The following is a 17,444-nucleotide window of genomic DNA, read 5'->3' on the forward strand; positions in this document are numbered from 1 at the left end:
GGGTAGTGCTGCCCCCGGCGCTGGACGCGAACGAACCCGGGGAGGGGCGGATGCCGCCTAAGCAGCCGTTCGAACTGCCGACCTTCTATCTGCCGTGGCCCGCGCGGCTCAACCCGCACGTCGAGCAGGCGCGGGGGCACTCGCGGGCGTGGGCGCGCGGGATGGGGATGCTGGAGGGCTCGGGCATCTGGTCCACCGCCGACCTCGACGCGCACGACTACGCGCTGCTCTGCGCGTACACCCACCCCGAGTGCTCGGCGGACGTGCTGTCGCTGGTCACCGACTGGTACGTGTGGGTGTTCTTCTTCGACGACCACTTCGTGGAGGCGTTCAAGCGCGACCGCGACCGGGCCGGCGCCAAGGCGTACCTCGACCGGCTGCCCGCGTTCATGCCGCTGGAACCCTCCGGCGCGGACATGCCGGAGCCGCGCAACCCGGTGGAGGCGGGGCTCGCGGACCTGTGGGCGCGGACCGTGCCCGCGATGTCGGCGGGCTGGCGGCGGCGGTTCGCGCGGAGCACGGTCAACCTGCTCGACGAGTCGCTGTGGGAGCTGGCCAACATCGACGAGGGACGGGTGGCCAACCCCGTCGAGTACGTCGAGATGCGCCGCAAGGTCGGCGGGGCGCCGTGGTCCGCGGGGCTGGTGGAGTACGCGGCATCGGCGGAGGTGCCCGACCGGGTGGCCGCGTCCCGGCCGCTGCTCGTGCTGCGGGACACCTTCTCCGACGCCGTGCACCTGCGCAACGACCTCTTCTCGTACCAGCGCGAGGTCGAGGAGGAGGGCGAGCTGAGCAACGGCGTGCTGGTGATGGAGACGTTCCTCGGCTGCGGTACGCAGGAGGCCGCCGAGCACGTCAACGACCTGCTGACGTCCCGGGTGCAGCAGTTCGAGCACACCGCGCTCACCGAACTGCCCCTGCTCTTCGCCGAGGAGGAGCTGACGCCTGCCGAATGCGCGCGGGTGGTGGCGTATGCGAAGGGGCTGCAGGACTGGCAGTCGGGCGGCCACGAGTGGCACCTGCGCTCGAGCCGGTACATGAACGAGGGGGCCGCCGCAGGACCGCCCGCCCTGCCGTACGCGCCCGCGGAGCCCGGGGCGGACGTGCGCGGGCTGTTCACCGCGACCGGGGCGACGCGGCTGCGCCGGTACGCGCACGTACCGTACCGGCGGGTCGGCCCGTCACTGGTGCCGGAGCTGCCGATGCCGTACGGGCTGCGCCTCTCGCCGCACCTCGACGCGGCCCGGATCCGGACGGTCGCCTGGGCCCGCCGCATGGGCTTCCTCCAGCCCCAGCCCGGGGTACCGGGCTCGCACGTCTGGGACGGCCCGCGGCTGCGCGGCTACGACTTCCCGCTCTGCGCCGCCGGGCTGCACCCGGACGCCGACGCGGAGGAGCTGGACCTGGCCTCGCAGTGGCTGGCCTGGGGCACCTACGGGGACGACTACTACCCGGCCGTCTTCGGCCGCACCGGCGACCTGGCCGGCGCGCAGGCCTCGAACGACCGGCTGAAGCTGTGCATGCCGGTGGACGACGGGACGCCGGTGGCGCCTCCGGCGAACGCGCTGGAACGCGGGCTCGCCGACGTGTGGCGGCGGACGGCCGGGCCCATGCCGCCGGAGGAGCGCGCACGCTTCCGCGCGACGGTGGACGTCATGCTCGACGCCTGGCTGTGGGAGCTGTCCAACCGTGCGCAGAACCGCATCCCGGACCCCGTGGACTACATCGAGATGCGCCGGGCGGCGTTCGGCTCCGCCATGACGATGTACCTCTGCCGGCTGCGCCGCGGGACCGCCGTGCCCGCCGAGGTCTACGAGAGCGGGCCGGTGCGAGCGCTGGAGAACTCCGCCGTGGACTACGCGTGCCTGCTCAACGACCTGTTCTCGTACCAGAAGGAGATCGAGTACGAGGGCGACCTCCACAACGGAGTGCTGGTCGTCGAGAACTTCTTCGGTGTCGGCTACCCGGCCGCGGTGCGGATCGTGCACGACCTCGTGGCGGGACGGATGCGGGAGTTCGAGCACGTGGTCGCGGCCGGGCTGCCGGTGCTGTACGCGGACCTGGAAGCGTCCGAGGAGGTGCGCGCGGCGGTGGCGGACCACGTGCGCGACCTGCAGAACTGGATGGCCGGCATCCTCAACTGGCACCTGCACGTGCGCCGGTACGGGGCCGCGGAGCTGGCGGAGGACGCGGGCGGTCCCGGGCTGCCGGGCGGGGCGCCGGCGGGGCTGGGCACGGCGGCGGCGCGGCCGGGGGCGTGGGCCGGGGCGTGAGGGCCCCGGCGGAGCGGGCGGGGCCTGGCCGGGTACGGGCCGGAGGGCCGGCCCCGGTCAGCCGAGCCAGCCGGGGCGGACCAGCCCCGACTCGTACGCCTGCACCACCAGTTGCGCCCGGTCCCGTACGCCGAGCTTGACCATGGTCCGGCTCACGTGCGTCTTGGCCGTCAGGGGGCTGACGACCAGCCGGCGGGCGATCTCCTCGTTCGACAGGCCCATGCCCACCAGCGCCATGACCTCCCGCTCCCGCTCGGTCAGCTCGTCGAGCGCCGCGGCCGCCGCGGGCTCCTTGGAGCGGGCGGCGAACTCGGAGATCAGCCGGCGGGTGACCCCCGGGGAGAGCAGTGCGTCGCCCTCGACCACGGCCCGTACCGCGCGCACCAGTTCCTCCGGCTCGGTGTCCTTGACCAGGAAGCCGGAGGCGCCGGAGCGGATCGCCTCGAAGACGTACTCGTCCAGCTCGAAGGTGGTGAGCATGACGACCTTGACGCCCGCCAGGTCCGGGTCGCCGGTGATCCGGCGGGTGGCCTCCAGCCCGTCGAGGACCGGCATGCGGATGTCCATGAGGACGACGTCCGGGCGCTCTTCGCGGACGAGGGCCACGGCCTGCTCGCCGTCCGCCGCCTCGCCGCACACCTCCACGTCCTGCTGGGCGTCGAGGAGGGCGCCGAAGCCGGCCCGTACGAGCACCTGGTCGTCGGCGAGCATCACGCGGATCACTGGCGCTCCTCTGGGGTGTGGCGGCGAGGGGTCTCGCGGCCGTCGTTCACGGTATCCGCCGGGAGCGGGATACGGGCCCGCACCCGGAAGCCGCCGTCGGCGCGGGTGGCGGCCTCGACGGTGCCGCCGAGCGCGGAGGCGCGCTCGCGCATGCCGACCAGGCCGTTGCCGCCGCCGGTAAGGCCGCTCGCCGTGGCGGGTCCTTCGTCGTCGATCTGCAGCTCCAGCTCGCCGGGCGCGTGGCGGACCAGGACGCGGGCGGTACGCGAGCCGGAGTGGCGGACGACGTTGGTCAGCGCCTCCTGGACGATGCGGAACGCGGCCAGCTCCGTACCCGGCGGCAGCGCGGCCCGCGTGCCCTCGACGGCGATGTCCACGGAGAGGCCGGCCGCGGCGGCCTGCTCCTTCAGCTCGCCGAGCCGGTCGAGGCCGGGGGCGGGCGAGCGCGGGGCGCCGCCGGGGGTGCGCAGCGCGTCGAGCACCTGGCGCACCTCGCCGAGGGCTTCCTTGCTGGCGGACTTGATGGTGGTCAGCGCCTCGCGGGCCTTCTCGGGCTGCTGGTCGAGGAGCGCGAGGCCCACGCCCGCCTGGATGTTGATGACGGAGATGCTGTGCGCCAGCACGTCGTGCAGCTCGCGGGCGATGCGCAGCCGCTCCTCGTCGGCGCGGCGGCGCTTGGCCTCCTCGCGCTCGGCCCTGGCGGCGGCCCACTGCTCGCGGCGCGTCCGCATCAACTCGCCGCCGGCGACCACCGCCAGCACCCAGGCGATGACGAACAGCACCTGCCCCCAGTGGCCGCCGCCGTCGTCGCTCGGCGGCAGCCAGCGGTAGAGGACGGAGGTGTACGCGATGTGGCCGGCGAAGAGCAGCCCGAGCGCCCCCCAGACGGCGTGCCGCTCCCCCACGGAGATGGCGGCGAAGCAGGCGACGGCGGCGCTGAGGAAGATCGGCCCGTACGGGAAGCCCGTGGCCAGATAGCCGAGGCAGACGGCGACGGTGCCGAAGGCGGCGGTGCGCGGGTAGCGGTGGCGCAGCAGGAGGAGCACGGCGGCGGCGAGGAGGAAGCCGATGGCGCCGGGGAAGGGGTCGACGCGGTCGGTGGCCTGGGCGGCGCCGCGGGTGCCGACGACCATGAAGAACGTCAGGAAGAGGGTGGAGCGCCAGGGGAGGCGGTCGCGGCTGGGCAGCCAGCGGAGCATGCCGGGCAGCGGGCGGCCGTCGTTGTCGTCGGGGGCGGTGTGCGGGCCGCCGGGGGCATGGGGGCCGCCGGACGGGGCCCCCGGCCATCGCCGGCCGCCGGCCTCGTCGTCCCGCCCCCGCCACGGGGGTCCTCCGCGTCGCATGGCTGAAACGCTAACCGGCACCGGGGCCCGCGGGCGTCAGCCGTACGCGGACACCCGGCGTACTCCCGGTGGAGTACCTGCTCAGCGGGGGTGAGGCCGGTGGTTGCGGGGGGCGGGGGCCGGAGGTGCCTGGGGGTGGCGGCCCCGCGGCGGTCCTGGGGACGGTCCCGCGGAGGGGGCGGCTGCCCGGCGGGGGTGCGCAGGCGCGTCGGCCACAAGGTGCGCACCTTCACCGACGAGGAGCTGCTCGCCGCCGCCCCCGACCACCCGGCCTTCCGCCTCAGCGAGACCCGTTGACCGCGCTCTTCCGGTCCAGCAGCCACAGCGCCCGGTGGGCCACCGGGTGGGTGCGGACGATCTCGCCGAGCGTCGTCGACCCCTGCGTGACCTTCGTGAACATGTGCCAGGCCGGCCGGAATCCGGCGAGCGCCGCGTGGAACACCCCGGGGTGCCGCTCGAAGGCCGCCAGCATCCGCCGCCCGACCGCCATCTCCACGCCCAGGCCCGCCTTCACGGCGAACGCGTAGTTGAGCGCCTGGCGCCGCGCGTCCACCGCGTCCTGCGCCTCGGCGATCCGCACCGCCCACTCCCCTGCGAGCCGGCCGGAGCGCAGCGCGTACGAGATGCCCTCCCGGGTCCACGGCTCCAGCAGTCCCGCGGCGTCGCCGCAGACGACGACCCGGCCGCGGGAGAGCGGCGAGTTGTGCGCGCGGCAGCGCGTGAGGTGCCCGGACGACAGGCTCGGCTCGAAGCCCGCAAGACCGAGCCGGGCGGTGAACTCCTCCAGATAGCGCTTCGTCGCGGCGCCGTCGCCGCGGGCGGAGATCACTCCGACCGTCAGCGTGTCCCCCTTGGGGAAGACCCAGCCGTAACTCCCGGGCAGCGGGCCCCAGTCGATGAGCACCCGGCCGCGCCAGTCGTCGGCGACCTCCGGCGGCACCGGGATCTCCGCCTCCAGACCCAGGTCCACCTGCTCCAGCTCCACCCCGACGTGGCTGCTGGTCCGCCCCGCGCTGCCGTCCGCGCCGACCACGGCGCGGGCCAGCACCTTCTCGCCGCCCGACAGGTGCACGGCCACCGTGCGCCGGTCCGGCACGTCCGGCCCGTGCTGCTCGACCCGCGCGACGGTCACGCCGGTACGCAGCCGCGCCCCCGCGGCCTGCGCGGCCTCGGCGAGCCGGGCGTCCAGCTCGGCGCGGTTGACGAGCCCGAACAGCGTGCGGCGGGAGCGGCGCGTGCGGCCGAGCCGGCCGCGCATCGTGAACGTCACGGCGTTGACGCGGTCGCGCAGCGGCAGTTCGACCCCGTCGGGGAGCGCCTCGCGGGACAGCCCGATGATGCCGCCGCCGCAGGTCTTGTAGCGGGGCAGTTCCGAGCGTTCCAGGAGGAGGACGCTGCGGCCCTGTCCGGCGGCGGCGTACGCCGCGGAGGCACCGGCGGGACCTGCGCCGATCACCACGACGTCCCAGACCTCCGGCTCACCGCGGGCCGCCCCGCCGGCCCCGGCACCGGCCTGGGCCCCGGGCACCACCGGCGGCGTCTTCGCGGGCCCTTCGTCCGGCGCCGCCTCCCCGGCCGCGCCCCGTGCGTCGCCCGGCGAGCGGCCCTCCGCCGCTTCGCCCGCTTCGTTGCCCGCCTCGTTCTCGCTGGTCACGTTGGCTCTCTGCTCCTGTTCCCGGCCTCCCCCACCCGGGGGCGCCCACCTGCCGCATCCTAGAACGACGCACCGCTGTGCGATGATCGTCACCGCTCGCCCCGATTCCGGGACCCGACACCGCAGGACACAACGCAGTTCGCCCGAGGAGCGTTCCCATGGACACCGATCGGCTCGCCGGCACCGTCGCCGGACTGCTGCCGCGCGCCCGTACCGAACTGGCCGAGCTGGTCTCCTTCCGCTCGGTCGCGCTCATCGATCCGGAGCGCTTCCCGGCGACCGAGTCCGACGCCGCCGCCCGCTGGATCACCGACGCGCTCACCGCCGAGGGCTTCACCGACGTGCGGCTGCTCGACACCCCGGACGGCACCCGTTCGGTGTACGGGTACCTGCCGGGGCCGGCCGGCGCCCCCACGGTGCTGCTCTACGCCCACTACGACGTACAGCCGCCGCTCGACGAATCGGCGTGGCTCAGCCCGCCGTTCGAGCTGACCGAGCGCGACGGCCGGTGGTACGGGCGCGGCGCCGCGGACTGCAAGGGCGGCGTCCTCATGCATCTGACCGCGCTCCGCGCGCTGCGCGAGAACGGCGGCGTGCCGGTCTCGGTCAAGGTCATCGTGGAGGGCTCGGAGGAGCAGGGCACCGGCGGTCTGCAGCAGTACGCCGAGCAGCACCCGGAGTTGCTGGCCGCCGACACGATCGTCATCGGCGACGTGGGCAACTTCCGCGTCGGGCTGCCCACGGTCACGGCCACGCTGCGCGGCATGACGATGCTGCGCGTGCAGGTGGACGCGCTGGCGGGGAACCTGCACTCGGGCCAGTTCGGCGGCGCCGCCCCCGACGCCCTCGCCGCGCTCATCCGGATACTCGACTCGCTGCGCGGACCCGACGGCTCGACCACGGTCGACGGCCTGGCGCCCGGCTCCCGGTGGGACGGCCTGGCGTACCCGGAGGAAACCTTCCGCCGCGACGCGAAGGTGCTGGACGGCGTGGAGCTGATCGGCACGGGCAGCGTCGCGGACCGCATCTGGGCGAGCCCCGCGGTCACCGTCATCGGGATGGACGTCCCCTCGGTGGCCGGGGCCACGCCGTCGGTGCAGGCCACCGCCGCGGCGCTGGTGAGCCTGCGGCTGCCGCCGGGCCACGACTCGGCGGAGGCGACGGAGCGCCTGACGGCGCACTTCGAGGCGCACGCGCCCTGGGGCGTCAAGGTGACCACCGAGTCGTACGGCTCGGGCGAGCCGTTCCGCGCCGACGTCACCAGCCCCGCGTACCGCGCGATGGCCGAGGCGCTGCGTGCGGCGTACCCGGGCGAGGAGATGCAGGTCGCCGGTCAGGGCGGCACGATCCCGCTGTGCAACACCCTGGCCGAGCTGTACCCGCGGGCGGAGATCCTGCTGATCGGGCTCTCCGAGCCGGAGGCGCAGATCCACGCGGTGAACGAGAGCGTGTCGCCGGAGGAGCTGGAGCGGCTGTCGTTCGCGGAGGCGCTGTTCCTGCACCGGTACGCGGCCGGGCGCGCGGACTGAGTCCGCGGCCCGGCGCGGCCGTCAGGCGACGTCCGTGAGCCGGGCGAAGACGACGACGTTGCCCTCGTAGCCGGGGTCGTCCCCCTCGCGGTAGCGGCCGCCGCAGGTGAGCACGCGCAGTTCGGCCCGGTCGGTGTCACCGTAGACGCGCCGGCTGGGGAAGTCGGCGGCGTCGAAGACCTCGACGGCGTAGACGGTGAACTCCGCCGTGCGGCCGTCCTCCCGGTCGACCTTGACGATGTCGCCGCGTTTCAGGCCGCCGAGGCGGTAGAAGACGGCGGGCCCGGCCGCGTCGTCGACGTGCCCGGTGACGACGGCGGTGCCGGTCGCGCCGGGGGTGGCCGCGTCCCGGTACCAGCCGGCGAGGTTGCGGACGCCGGGAGGCGGCGCGGCGAGCCAGCCGTCGGGGTCGAGGCCGACGCCGGTGAGCGGCGCGTCGACGCCGATGGCGGGGATCCGGATCGTGGCCGGCCGCGAGGCGGCCAGCGGCGGGTGCGCGGGCGGGCCGTCGTCCGCCAGCGCGCTCTCCGCGGAGGGCTGCGGCGGACCGAAGCCGCCGGTGAGCGCGGTGTGGATCATCCCGATGCCCAGGAGCATCACGCAGATGACGACGCCCGCGGCGAACCTTCTGCGCAGCGCGCCGGCCACGGACCCGCCGCCTCCGCCGTCGCCGCCGGGGTCCGGGGGCGGGCCGCCGGGCGCGGTGCCGTTCGGCGCGGCGCCGTACCCGGCCGTGTCATGGGGCGGCGTGCCGTGCGGGGTCATGCCGTAGGGCATCGCGGCGTAGGGGTCGATGGTGCGTTGCTCGTGCATGGTGCGGACCGTTTCTGCCCGGGGAGCCACGCGGGAAGGTGCGCGGAGAGCTGTGCGGGACTGGTACGGGACGTCGGGTACGGCCCGCGTCGTGCGCCCCGCGGCCCTGGGGCCGCGGGGCGGCACGCGCGATGCGGACCGGTGCCTGCGCCGCGGGGTCAGTCGCGGCCGGGCGTCTCCCGGCGCCGTAGCAGCAGGGCCCCGCCGAACGCACCCGCGGCGGTCAGCCCGGCGCCACCGGAGAGCATCACGACGTGGTCCTCCTGCGAGCCGCCGAGGCCGCCGCGGGCCGGCTTCACCGGCTTCACCGGCTCTGCGGGGCGGACCGCTTCCTTGCCCGGCCCGGCGGGCTCCGCGCCCTCCTTGCCGGGCCGCGCCGGCAGCGCCGACCGGGTCGCCTCCTTGCCCTGCTCCTCGCGCGGCCTGGACGTGGAGCCGGTCTCCGACTTGCCGCCACCGGTGCCCGCGATGGTCAGCGGGGTGGTGCCGGACTCGGCGCCGCAGGTGAACGTCACCTCGAACGAGGCGCCCGGCTTGGCGTCGAGGTCGACCATCGCCTGGGCGCTCTGGGTGCCGCCGCCCGTGCCGAGGGTCGTCTTGTCGAAGACCGCCGACGAGGCCGTGGCTTCCTTGTCGCAGTCGGTCACGGTCAGCTCGACCCTGCCGCCCGGCTTGACGGTCTTGGGGGCGACGGTGAAGCCGAAGGAGGTGATGTTGTCGTCGTTGCCCTGTGCCGTCGCCACCGTGGCCGTGAGGCCGGCGGCGACGGCACCGACGGCCGCGGCTGCCAGCGCCGTGGATATGATCCGCATCGGTCGTTCGCTCCTGAAGTGGGGGGACGCGACGGCGTGGGCCGCCGCTAGCAGAGACGCTATGCAGCCGGAGCGGGTGACACGCACTCAAAAACTGCCGAATGGGGCAAGAGCAGGGCCAATAGGGTTGCCACGGCCACCCCGCCGTCCCGCCACGTCCCTCGCGCCCCTCGCGCCCTCGCGTTCCCCCTCGGGCTACGCCCCGTCCGCGACCGGCGCCCCGCCCTCCAGATAGACGGCCGCCCCCCGCCGCCGGGCCCGCAGCGCCCAGCGCAGCCGGCTGAAGCGCACCGACGGCAGCAGCCCGCCCGCCTCGTCCTCCGTGACGAACCGCCAGGCGCGCAGCTCGGGACCCGGCAGCAGCACGCCGGCCGCCTCCGCGGGGCCCAGCCGCCCGCCGTCGTAGAGCAGCCGCAGCCCGCCGTACTCGGGCGGCCGTGGCGGCTCCCAGTCCACCACCAGCAGCCGCGGCGCCCGCCGCAGGCGCAGCCCCAGCTCCTCCGCCACCTCCCGGACGCCGCCGCGCGCCGGCGCCTCGCCGGCCTCGACGACGCCGCCGGGGAACTCCCAGCCCGGCTTGTACGTGGGGTCGACGAGGAGCACCCGGTCGTCCTCGTCGAAGAGCAGCACGCCGGCGGCGAGCGTCTCGCCGGTGGGCTCGGAGTTCTGCACGATGTCGCAGTATCCGGCCCCCGCGCGGAGGCAGGAGGCGATCTCCTCGGCGGCCTCGCGTGCGCTCTGACCTGCGGCGTCGACGAGGTGGGCGTCGCCGGTGAGCCAGTGCGGGAAGGGTCCGGCGTGCAGGATCGTTTCGTCAAACGAGACCAGCAAATGGCGCACTTCGAAGCCGCGCGAGGCCAGCCTGCCGAAGATCTCGTCGCGGTGCTCCTCGCGCCACAGCGCCGCCGGCACCACGAGCGGACCGTCCGCCTCCGCCAGCAGCGCCGCCGCCGTCTCGACCACCAGCCGGCGCCACGCCGGCAGCTCCTGCTCGTCGCCGACCTCGTCCAGGCGCTTCTGCGGCAGCAGCGCGCGCAGTTGTCCGCCCGTCAGCTCCGGGTCGTAGAGAATGCTCCCCGGCGTCAGCTCCACCAGCTCGTGCGCGACGCGGCGCAGACCCGTATCCCATGCACCGTTCAGCCAGACGATCACATGTTCCCCCTCTCAGCCGCCCCCAGAGAGTTGCCCGCTACCCGCTCCCGGGGAAACTCCGTGCGAAGAGTTTGGCCGCAGGGCTACGTCACACCGCCGTAACCCGGCGCAATGACGCCGGGTCGCGGACGAAGCCGGCGACCGGCCGGCCCGTACGCGGTCACGCCGGGCCCAACCGGGCCGGACGGGGTCCGGCTGGGGGCCGTTCGGCCCCTCCACCGCACCGCGCCCACCAGGCAGGATGGCGCCCGCCTGCCCGCTTCGCGCGGGCCGGGTTCGGCGGCCCGGTCCGGAGGTCAGATGGGCTGACCGACGGCTCCCCCCGGGCCGCCGTAGCCCCTCTCCGGCGGGCCGCCGTCCGCTTTCCCGGCCGCCTCACCCCTTGGTCGAGCCGAGCGTGAGACCGGCGATGAAGTGCCGCTGCAGTAGCAGGAAGACGATGATCGTCGGCAGCGCGACCAGCACGGATCCGGCGGCGAGCAGGTTGTAGTCGGTGAAGAACTGCCCGCGCAGGTTGTTGAGCGCCGAGGTGATCGGGAGCTTGTCGCCGTCGGAGATGAAGACCAGCGCCCACAGGAAGTCGTTGTACATCCAGGTGAACTGCAGCGTCCCCAGCGCCGCCAGCGCCGGGCGGCACAGGGGCAGGGTGATCCGCCAGTACTGGGTCCACACCCCGGCGCCGTCGACGACCGCGGCCTCCAGGATCTCGGTGGGCAGCGCCCGCATGAAGTTCGCCAGCACGAAGACGCAGAAGCCGAGCTGGAAGCCGACGTTGACGGAGATGACGGCCCAGTACGAGTCGTACATCGTCATCGACTCGGACATCCAGTACGGCAGCTCGATGCGGTTGAACATCACGTACAGCGGGGTGACGATGACCTGCTGCGGCAGCAGGTTGCCCGCGGTGAAGAGGATGAGCAGGAAGAAGCCGCCGCGGATGCGCAGCCGGGCCAGCACGAAAGCGGCGAACGACGCCAGGAAGAGCACGATCAGCACGCCGGGCACCGCGATGATGAGCGAGTTGACGAAGTACTTGCTCATCTCCGAGTCGGAGAACGCCTGCCGGTAGTAGTCGAAGGACAGCTTGCGGGGGAAGGAGAAGTAGCCGTGCTCCGCGGTCTCCTCGTACGGGCGCAGCGAGGCGTAGACGGCGAGCAGCAGCGGGGCGAGGAAGGCCAGCGAGACCCCGCCGAGGAAGATGTGCACGCCGAACCGGCCGCGGCGCGGCCGCTTCCCGGCCTCCCGGTCCGGCTTCCCGGCCGGTGCCGCGGCGGGGCGCGGCGTGGTCGCGGTGGGTATGTCCGCGGTCATCGGTGCTCCTCTCCGCGCATCTCCTGCACCAGGTACGTCACGATGAATCCCAGGGAGACGGTGAGCAGCACCACGGCGATGGCGGAGCCGAAGCCGATGCGGCTGGCCTCGCCGATGATGTTGTCGGTGACGAGCACGGAGAGCAGTTCCAGGCCGTTTCTGCCCTTGTTGATGGCGTAGACGATGTCGAAGGCGCGTAGCGCCTCGATGACGGTGATGACGAGGACGACGACGTTGACCGGCCGCATCGTGGGGAAGACCACGCGCAGGAAGGTCTGCCGCTCGTTCGCGCCGTCGATGGCGGCGGCCTCCTTCAGCTCGGGCGCCACCGCCTTGAGTCCGGCCAGGTAGAGGATCATCACGTAGCCGGTGTGCCGCCAGCCGGCGGCCAGCAGCACCATCCAGATGTTGAGGTCGCGGTCGCCGAGCCAGTCGGTGGGGTTGTTCTCGTTGCCCAGGATGGCGTTCAGCGCACCCTGGTCGCGGGAGAAGATCAGTTGGGCGATGAAGCCGACGACGGCGAGGGAGAGCACCACCGGCAGATAGATCGTGGACTGGTAGAAGCGCGAGAAGCGCACCCCGCGGTCGATGACGACCGCGAGCAGCAGCCCGAAGGGCGTGGCGACCAGCCCCAGGAACGCGATCCACAGCAGGTTGTTGCGCACCGCCGGCCAGAACGGCGGGTAGTCGCCGCCGGCGAGCGTGTCGTAGTTGTCGCCGCCGACCCAGCTCAGGTCGGAGAGACCGTCCCAGGAGGAGAAGGAGAGGGTGATGGAGGCGACGGTCGGCCCCCAGATGATGAAGAGGTCCAGCAGGATGGCGAAGCCCAGCAGCACGCCGATGACGGCGAGGTCGCGGGCGGTGAACCGCCTCGGACCCCGCCGTCGGGTGCGCCGCGCGTGGTTGACGAGCGGCACGGCGGGCTACTCCTGGCCCTCGGCGAAGATGGTCTTCTTCTGGCTCTCGATGCCCTTGAGCAGGCCGTCGATGTCGTCCGGGTCGTCGATGAAGTCCTGGAGCGCCTTGATCATGACCGTCGAGGCGAAGTCGGGGCGGGTGTCCCGGTCGAGGAACTGGGATATCTGTTTGGCGTTCGAGACCATCTCCGCCGCCTTCTTCTGCAGCGTCGAGTAGGCGGAGGTGTCGGCGCCCGAGTGCACGGCGACGTTGTTGGGGTCGGACTTCAGATACGCGTCCTCGGCGGCCGGGGTGGCGAGGAACTTCAGCAGTTCCCGTGCGCCTTCCTCGTTCTTGACCTTGGAGGACATGAGGAAGCCGTCGATGGGTGCCTCGACCGCGTCCTGCCCGTGCTCGGGGATATCTCGGGGAACGGGAAGAAGTCGAGGTCCTCGCGGTCCGCCTCGGCGAACTGCTGGCCGGGGTGCGGCAGGCCGAGCACGGCCATGCCGGTCTTCTTCTGCGCCAGCGACTGCGCGGCCTCCTGCCAGGTGCGGCCGTTGGCGCCCTCGTCGTGGTACGGCATGAGGCCGCGCCACAGGTCGAAGACCTCGCGCACCCGGGGGTCGGTCCAGGACTCCTCGCCGGCCATCAGCGACTTGTGGAACTCGTACCCGTTGGCGCGCATGTCGAGATAGTCGAACGTGCCCATGGCCGGCCAGCCGTCCTTGTCGCCGAAGGCGAACGGGACCAGGCCGTCCTTCTGCATCTGCTTGGCCAGGGCGGTGTACTGGTCGAAGGTCGTCGGTATCTCGTAGCCGCCCTGCTCGAAGACGCTCTTCCGGTAGAAGACCGCCCACGGGTAGTAGTAGAACGGCACGAAGTACTGCTTGCCGTCGGCGCCGGTGGACTGGTCCTTCAGCGCGCCGGAGAACCCGTCGAAGCCCTTCCACAGGTCGCTGATCTCCGTGAGCAGCCCGCGCTCCGCGAAGAACTGCATGCGGTAGCCGGCGAACCACATGAAGACGTCGTCCGGCTGGCCCTGCAGGTAGCGGTTGATGTTCTCCTGGAACGTGTTGTGGTCGACGGTGTTGACCTCGACCTTCTTCTTCGAGTTCTTCTCAAACAGGTCGAACGCGTCCTGGAACGCCTTGCGGGGCACCTCGTCGGAGGCGTTCGACCCCAGTGTCACGGTCTTGCCGTCCCCGCCCGGGCCGCTTCCGCAGGCGGCGAGGAGGGTCGGGAGGGTGACGGCGCCGGCGCCGAGAGCGGCTCCTCGCAGCAGACTCCGGCGCGTCATCGGTGGTGCGGTGGTGGGGCGGCCTACAGTCCTGCTGGCAGAAGATGAGGCGCTCATCGCTCCCCTTCCGTGGAGTGTTAACCAAACACAACCGAACGAAGATTGTGGGATCACACCTCCACCTACGGGCACTGTCAAGGGTTTTGACCGAGTGTCAGCCAACTGTTACCGCATCTCTTCCGACAGAAGCGAACAAGCTCTACCGTAAACGCTCGTGTGACGCGTCCATGACCCAACACGTTCGCAGCACCCCCACCCAGAGGAGTGGATCCGATGCGGAAACTGCCATCCGCACGAAGAGCCGCCAGACCGTACGCGCGCGCGGTGATCGGTGCCGCGGGAGCGGTCGCACTGTGCGCGGTCCTCACCGCGCCGGCCGCGGCGGCGCCCACGGGAGCCCAGACGCAGAGCGCGACCGCCGCCGCGAAGCCGGCGGCACAGCCCGATGCCCGGTCCGAGGCCCAGCCGGCGGCGCAGCCCGCGGTGCGGCTGCCCGACGGGCTGGCGAAGACCCCGCCGATGGGCTTCAACAACTGGAACTCCACCCACTGCCGGGCGGAGTTCGACCACGAGATGGTCAAGGGCATCGCCGACATCTTCGTCGAGCGCGGCCTGAAGGACGCCGGCTACGAGTACGTGAACCTCGACGACTGCTGGGCCCTCCCCCAGCGCGACGCGAACGGCAAGCTCGTCCCCGACCCCGTGCGCTTCCCCGACGGGATCAAGGCCGTCGCCGACTACGTCCACTCCAAGGGCCTGAAGATCGGCATCTACACCAGCGCCGGCACCAAGACCTGCAACTCCGCCGGCTTCCCCGGTGCCCTCGGGCACGAGGAGAGCGACGCGATGCAGTTCGCGGAGTGGGGCATCGACTACCTCAAGTACGACAACTGCAACAACCAGGGCGTCGACGCCATCCAGCGGTACACCAAGATGCGCGACGCGCTGAAGGCCGCCTCCGAGACCACCGGCCGGCCCATCGTCTACAGCATCTGCGAGTGGGGCCAGAACAAGCCGTGGGAGTGGGCCGCGGACGTCGGGCACCTGTGGCGTACGACCGGTGACATCAGCGACAACTGGTCCAGCATGCTCGGCATCATGAAGCAGAACCTGCCGCTCGCCGAGTACGCGGGACCCGGCCACTGGAACGACCCGGACATGCTGGAGGTCGGCAACGGCGGCATGACCGACACCGAGTACCGCACCCACTTCTCGATGTGGTCCATCATGGCGGCGCCGCTGCTCATCGGCTCCGACCTGCGCTCCGCGGACGAGGCGACGTTCGAGATCCTGGAGAACAGGGACGTCATCGCCGTCGACCAGGACCCGCTGGGCAAGCAGGGCGCCGTGGTCACCTCCGAGGGCGGCCGGTGGGTCGTCGCCAAGGAGATGGCGGACGGCAGCCGCGCCGTGGCGCTCTTCAACGAGTCGAACGCGCCGCAGCGCATCTCCACCACCGCCGAGGCCGTGGGCCTGCCGGCCGCGGAGGGCTACCGGCTGCGCGACCTGTGGCAGCACGCGGACTACAACACCGGCGGCGAGATCTCCGCGTCGGTGCCCGCGCACGGGACCGTGATGTACCGCGTCTGGCCCGGTGAGGGCGCCGGCGCCTACCCGCCGGCCGCCGAGTTCGGCACCGACGCCACGCCGTACGTCGAGGCGGGCGGCGAGGCCGAGGTGACGACGACGTTCCGCAACACCGGCGTCACCCCGGCGAGGAACGTCACCGTCGCCTTCGACGCCCCGGCGGGCTGGCGGGTGGAGACCGACTCCCCCACCACGGCGAAGCAGCTCAAGCCGGGCGGGAAGCTGACCACCACCTGGCGGGTCACCGCCCCCGCGGGCGCCGGCACCGGCCGCCAGGAGTTCCCGCTCTCCGCCGGCTATACGGCACCGTCCGGCCAGACGGTGTCGCTCACCTCGGCGGGCGCGGCGTACGTGGTCGCGAGCCCACCTGCGGGGACGACGTACGCGAGCGACTGGGAGTGGCTGGAGGCCGGCAACGGCTGGGGTCCGGTGGAGCGGGACACCAGCGTCGGCGAGCAGCCGGCGGGCGACGGCAAGCCCCTCACCATCGGCGGCCAGACGTACGCCAAGGGCCTGGGCGTCCACGCCGCCAGCGACGTCGGGTTCTACACCGGTGAGGAGTGCGAGACGTTCAGCGCCCAGGTCGGGGTGGACGACGAGACCGGGACCAACGGCTCGGTGTCCTTCGAGGTCTGGGCGGACGGCGCCAAGGTCGCGGACTCCGGCGTGCTGACGGGCGACGAGGCGGCGCAGCCGCTCTCCGCGGACGTCGGCGGTGCGCAGACCGTACGGCTGGTCGTCACCGACGGCGGCGACGGCGTGAACCACGACCACGGCGACTGGGCGGACGCGACGTTCACCTGCTGACGCCCCGTCGCGTACGGCCGTGAAGAAGGGCGGGTGCGCCGCCGCGCCTGACGCACGCGGCGCCGCACCCGCCCGCGGGGCACCGGCCCGGCAGCACCCGCTGCCGTACGCGCCGGGCCGCTGCCCCGTACCGCACCCGGCCGTCAGCCGGGCGCGGTGAACCGCCGCAGGCCCAGCTTCTGCGCCGCCACGGCGGCGGCGCCGATCAGACCCGCGTCCGTACCGAGATGCGCCGGGACCACCGCCACCTCGGCGGCGTACGAGAGCGCGGCGTACGCCTTGAGGTGCTGCCGTACCGGCGCGAAGAGCAGCTCCCCGGCCGCCGCCACGCCGCCGCCGATCACCGCGGCCTCGATCTCGACCAGCGTCGCGGTGGCGGCGATGCCCGCGGCCAGGGCCTTGGCGGCCCGGTCGAAGGAGGCCAGCGCCACGGGGTCGCCGGCGCGGGCCGCGGCGGCGACGCCGGCGGCGGTGTCGTCACCGTCCGGACCCGGGGTCCAGCCGGCGGCGAGGGCGCGGCGGGCGATGTTCGGCCCCGAGGCGATCCGCTCCACGCACCCGCGGCCGCCGCAGGGGCACGGGTCGCCGTCGAGGTCGACGGAAATGTGGCCGATGTGCCCCGAGTTGCCGGTGGGTCCCGGGTAGGGGCGCCCGTCGAGGACGAGCCCGCCGCCGACGCCGGTGGAGACGACCATGCACAGCGCCGCGGACCGGCCGCGGGCAGCGCCCTGCCAGTGCTCGGCGGCGGCCATGGCGACGCCGTCGCCGACGAGCACCACGGGCAGCCCGCCGGCGGCCTCGCTGACGGCGGCCACCAGCGGGTAGTCGCGCCAGCCGGGAATGTTGACGGGGCTGACGGTGCCCACCGAGGCGTCCACGGGTCCCGCGCTGCCGATGCCCACGGCGGTCGCGCGGGCCCACCCCGCGGGGTCGGCGGCGGCCAGGTCGCGCAGCACGCCGGTGACGGCGGCGGCGATGGTCGCGCCGTCCGCGGCGGCGGGCGTGGGCCGCTGGGCCCGGGCGACGAGCCGGCCGCCGACGTCGACCAGGGCCGCGGCCGTCTTCGTACCGCCGATGTCGAGCGCGGCGACGAGTTCGGTCGGCTGGGCGGCGACCATCGTGGCGTCTCCTGGGGGCCGGGGCGGGCGGCGGATGCGGTGCGCGGACAGTCTGCCCGGAGCGTGACAACGTTGTCTAGCCCCTATCATCAGGCGCGTGTCCGATCACCTCCCCGGCCCGCAGC

Annotated in this window: 12 protein-coding genes and 1 pseudogene; 3 read left to right on the forward strand and 10 right to left on the reverse strand. The window is 73.4% G+C overall.

Annotated features, from left to right (window positions below; translation table 11 throughout):
* Positions 1-50: 50 nt before the first annotated feature.
* Positions 51-2,273, forward strand: a complete 2,223-nt coding sequence (locus DMB38_RS01890; RefSeq protein ID WP_240661918.1) for a germacradienol/geosmin synthase — start codon at positions 51-53, stop codon at positions 2,271-2,273.
* Positions 2,274-2,330: 57 nt separating this feature from the next.
* Here DMB38_RS01890 and DMB38_RS01895 read toward each other — a convergent pair whose 3' ends face one another.
* The 3 genes from DMB38_RS01895 to DMB38_RS01905 form a co-directional block, all read right to left on the reverse strand.
* Entirely contained in the window at positions 2,331-2,996 is a 666-nt protein-coding gene (locus DMB38_RS01895; RefSeq protein ID WP_125933663.1) for a response regulator transcription factor, read from the reverse strand.
* Positions 2,993-4,339 (reverse strand): sensor histidine kinase, encoded by a 1,347-nt coding sequence (locus tag DMB38_RS01900; protein ID WP_125933664.1) that lies wholly within the window; start codon positions 4,337-4,339, stop codon positions 2,993-2,995. Before DMB38_RS01900 ends, DMB38_RS01895 begins: the two co-directional genes overlap by 4 nt.
* Positions 4,340-4,619: 280 nt before the next feature.
* Entirely contained in the window at positions 4,620-5,993 is a 1,374-nt protein-coding gene (locus tag DMB38_RS01905; protein ID WP_206337617.1) for a geranylgeranyl reductase family protein, read from the reverse strand.
* A 158-nt stretch (positions 5,994-6,151) separates the two neighbouring features.
* On the opposite strand from DMB38_RS01905, the gene DMB38_RS01910 reads away from it, so the two are divergent.
* Complete coding sequence (locus tag DMB38_RS01910; RefSeq protein WP_125933665.1) at positions 6,152-7,522, forward strand: dipeptidase; 1,371 nt, start codon at positions 6,152-6,154, stop codon at positions 7,520-7,522.
* 21 nt (positions 7,523-7,543) lie between these two features.
* Here DMB38_RS01910 and DMB38_RS01915 read toward each other — a convergent pair whose 3' ends face one another.
* The 6 genes and pseudogenes from DMB38_RS01915 to DMB38_RS01940 form a co-directional block, all read right to left on the reverse strand.
* Positions 7,544-8,335, reverse strand: coding sequence for a class F sortase (locus tag DMB38_RS01915; RefSeq protein ID WP_125933666.1), 792 nt, complete (start codon positions 8,333-8,335; stop codon positions 7,544-7,546).
* A 158-nt stretch (positions 8,336-8,493) separates the two neighbouring features.
* Positions 8,494-9,147 (reverse strand): hypothetical protein, encoded by a 654-nt coding sequence (locus DMB38_RS01920; protein ID WP_125933667.1) that lies wholly within the window; start codon positions 9,145-9,147, stop codon positions 8,494-8,496.
* Between the two features lie 195 nt (positions 9,148-9,342).
* Positions 9,343-10,299, reverse strand: a complete 957-nt coding sequence (locus DMB38_RS01925) for an NUDIX hydrolase (protein WP_125933668.1) — start codon at positions 10,297-10,299, stop codon at positions 9,343-9,345.
* Positions 10,300-10,674: 375 nt separating this feature from the next.
* Positions 10,675-11,610 carry a carbohydrate ABC transporter permease gene (locus DMB38_RS01930; RefSeq protein WP_047014500.1) on the reverse strand — a complete coding sequence of 312 codons (936 nt, stop codon included), beginning with the start codon at positions 11,608-11,610 and terminating at the stop codon, positions 10,675-10,677.
* Positions 11,607-12,527, reverse strand: coding sequence for a sugar ABC transporter permease (locus tag DMB38_RS01935; RefSeq protein WP_047014501.1), 921 nt, complete (start codon positions 12,525-12,527; stop codon positions 11,607-11,609). The genes DMB38_RS01930 and DMB38_RS01935 overlap by 4 nt, the downstream gene beginning before the upstream one ends.
* A 6-nt stretch (positions 12,528-12,533) precedes the next feature.
* Positions 12,534-13,807 (reverse strand): annotated as a pseudogene (locus DMB38_RS01940) (ABC transporter substrate-binding protein).
* 273 nt (positions 13,808-14,080) lie between these two features.
* On the opposite strand from DMB38_RS01940, the gene DMB38_RS01945 reads away from it, so the two are divergent.
* Positions 14,081-16,201 (forward strand): NPCBM/NEW2 domain-containing protein, encoded by a 2,121-nt coding sequence (locus DMB38_RS01945; protein WP_125933669.1) that lies wholly within the window; start codon positions 14,081-14,083, stop codon positions 16,199-16,201.
* Between the two features lie 143 nt (positions 16,202-16,344).
* Here the strand turns inward: DMB38_RS01945 and DMB38_RS01950 are convergent, their stop codons facing one another.
* Positions 16,345-17,319, reverse strand: coding sequence for an ROK family protein (locus DMB38_RS01950; protein ID WP_125933670.1), 975 nt, complete (start codon positions 17,317-17,319; stop codon positions 16,345-16,347).
* Positions 17,320-17,444 lie beyond the last annotated feature (125 nt).

Origin of the sequence: Streptomyces sp. WAC 06738, from assembly GCF_003945505.1 — a bacterium.
GTDB lineage: Bacteria > Actinomycetota > Actinomycetes > Streptomycetales > Streptomycetaceae > Streptomyces.

Bases quoted from the DNA above. Each gene is read 5' to 3' on its own strand.
- DMB38_RS01890 (WP_240661918.1), top strand. From the start codon at position 51: ATGCCGCCTAAGCAGCCGTTCGAACTGCCGACCTTCTATCTGCCGTGG.
- DMB38_RS01900 (WP_125933664.1), bottom strand. From the start codon at position 4,339: ATGCGACGCGGAGGACCCCCGTGGCGGGGGCGGGACGACGAGGCCGGC.
- DMB38_RS01910 (WP_125933665.1), top strand. From the start codon at position 6,152: ATGGACACCGATCGGCTCGCCGGCACCGTCGCCGGACTGCTGCCGCGC.
- DMB38_RS01915 (WP_125933666.1), bottom strand. From the start codon at position 8,335: ATGCACGAGCAACGCACCATCGACCCCTACGCCGCGATGCCCTACGGC.
- DMB38_RS01920 (WP_125933667.1), bottom strand. From the start codon at position 9,147: ATGCGGATCATATCCACGGCGCTGGCAGCCGCGGCCGTCGGTGCCGTC.
- DMB38_RS01930 (WP_047014500.1), bottom strand. From the start codon at position 11,610: ATGACCGCGGACATACCCACCGCGACCACGCCGCGCCCCGCCGCGGCA.
- DMB38_RS01945 (WP_125933669.1), top strand. From the start codon at position 14,081: ATGCGGAAACTGCCATCCGCACGAAGAGCCGCCAGACCGTACGCGCGC.
- DMB38_RS01950 (WP_125933670.1), bottom strand. From the start codon at position 17,319: ATGGTCGCCGCCCAGCCGACCGAACTCGTCGCCGCGCTCGACATCGGC.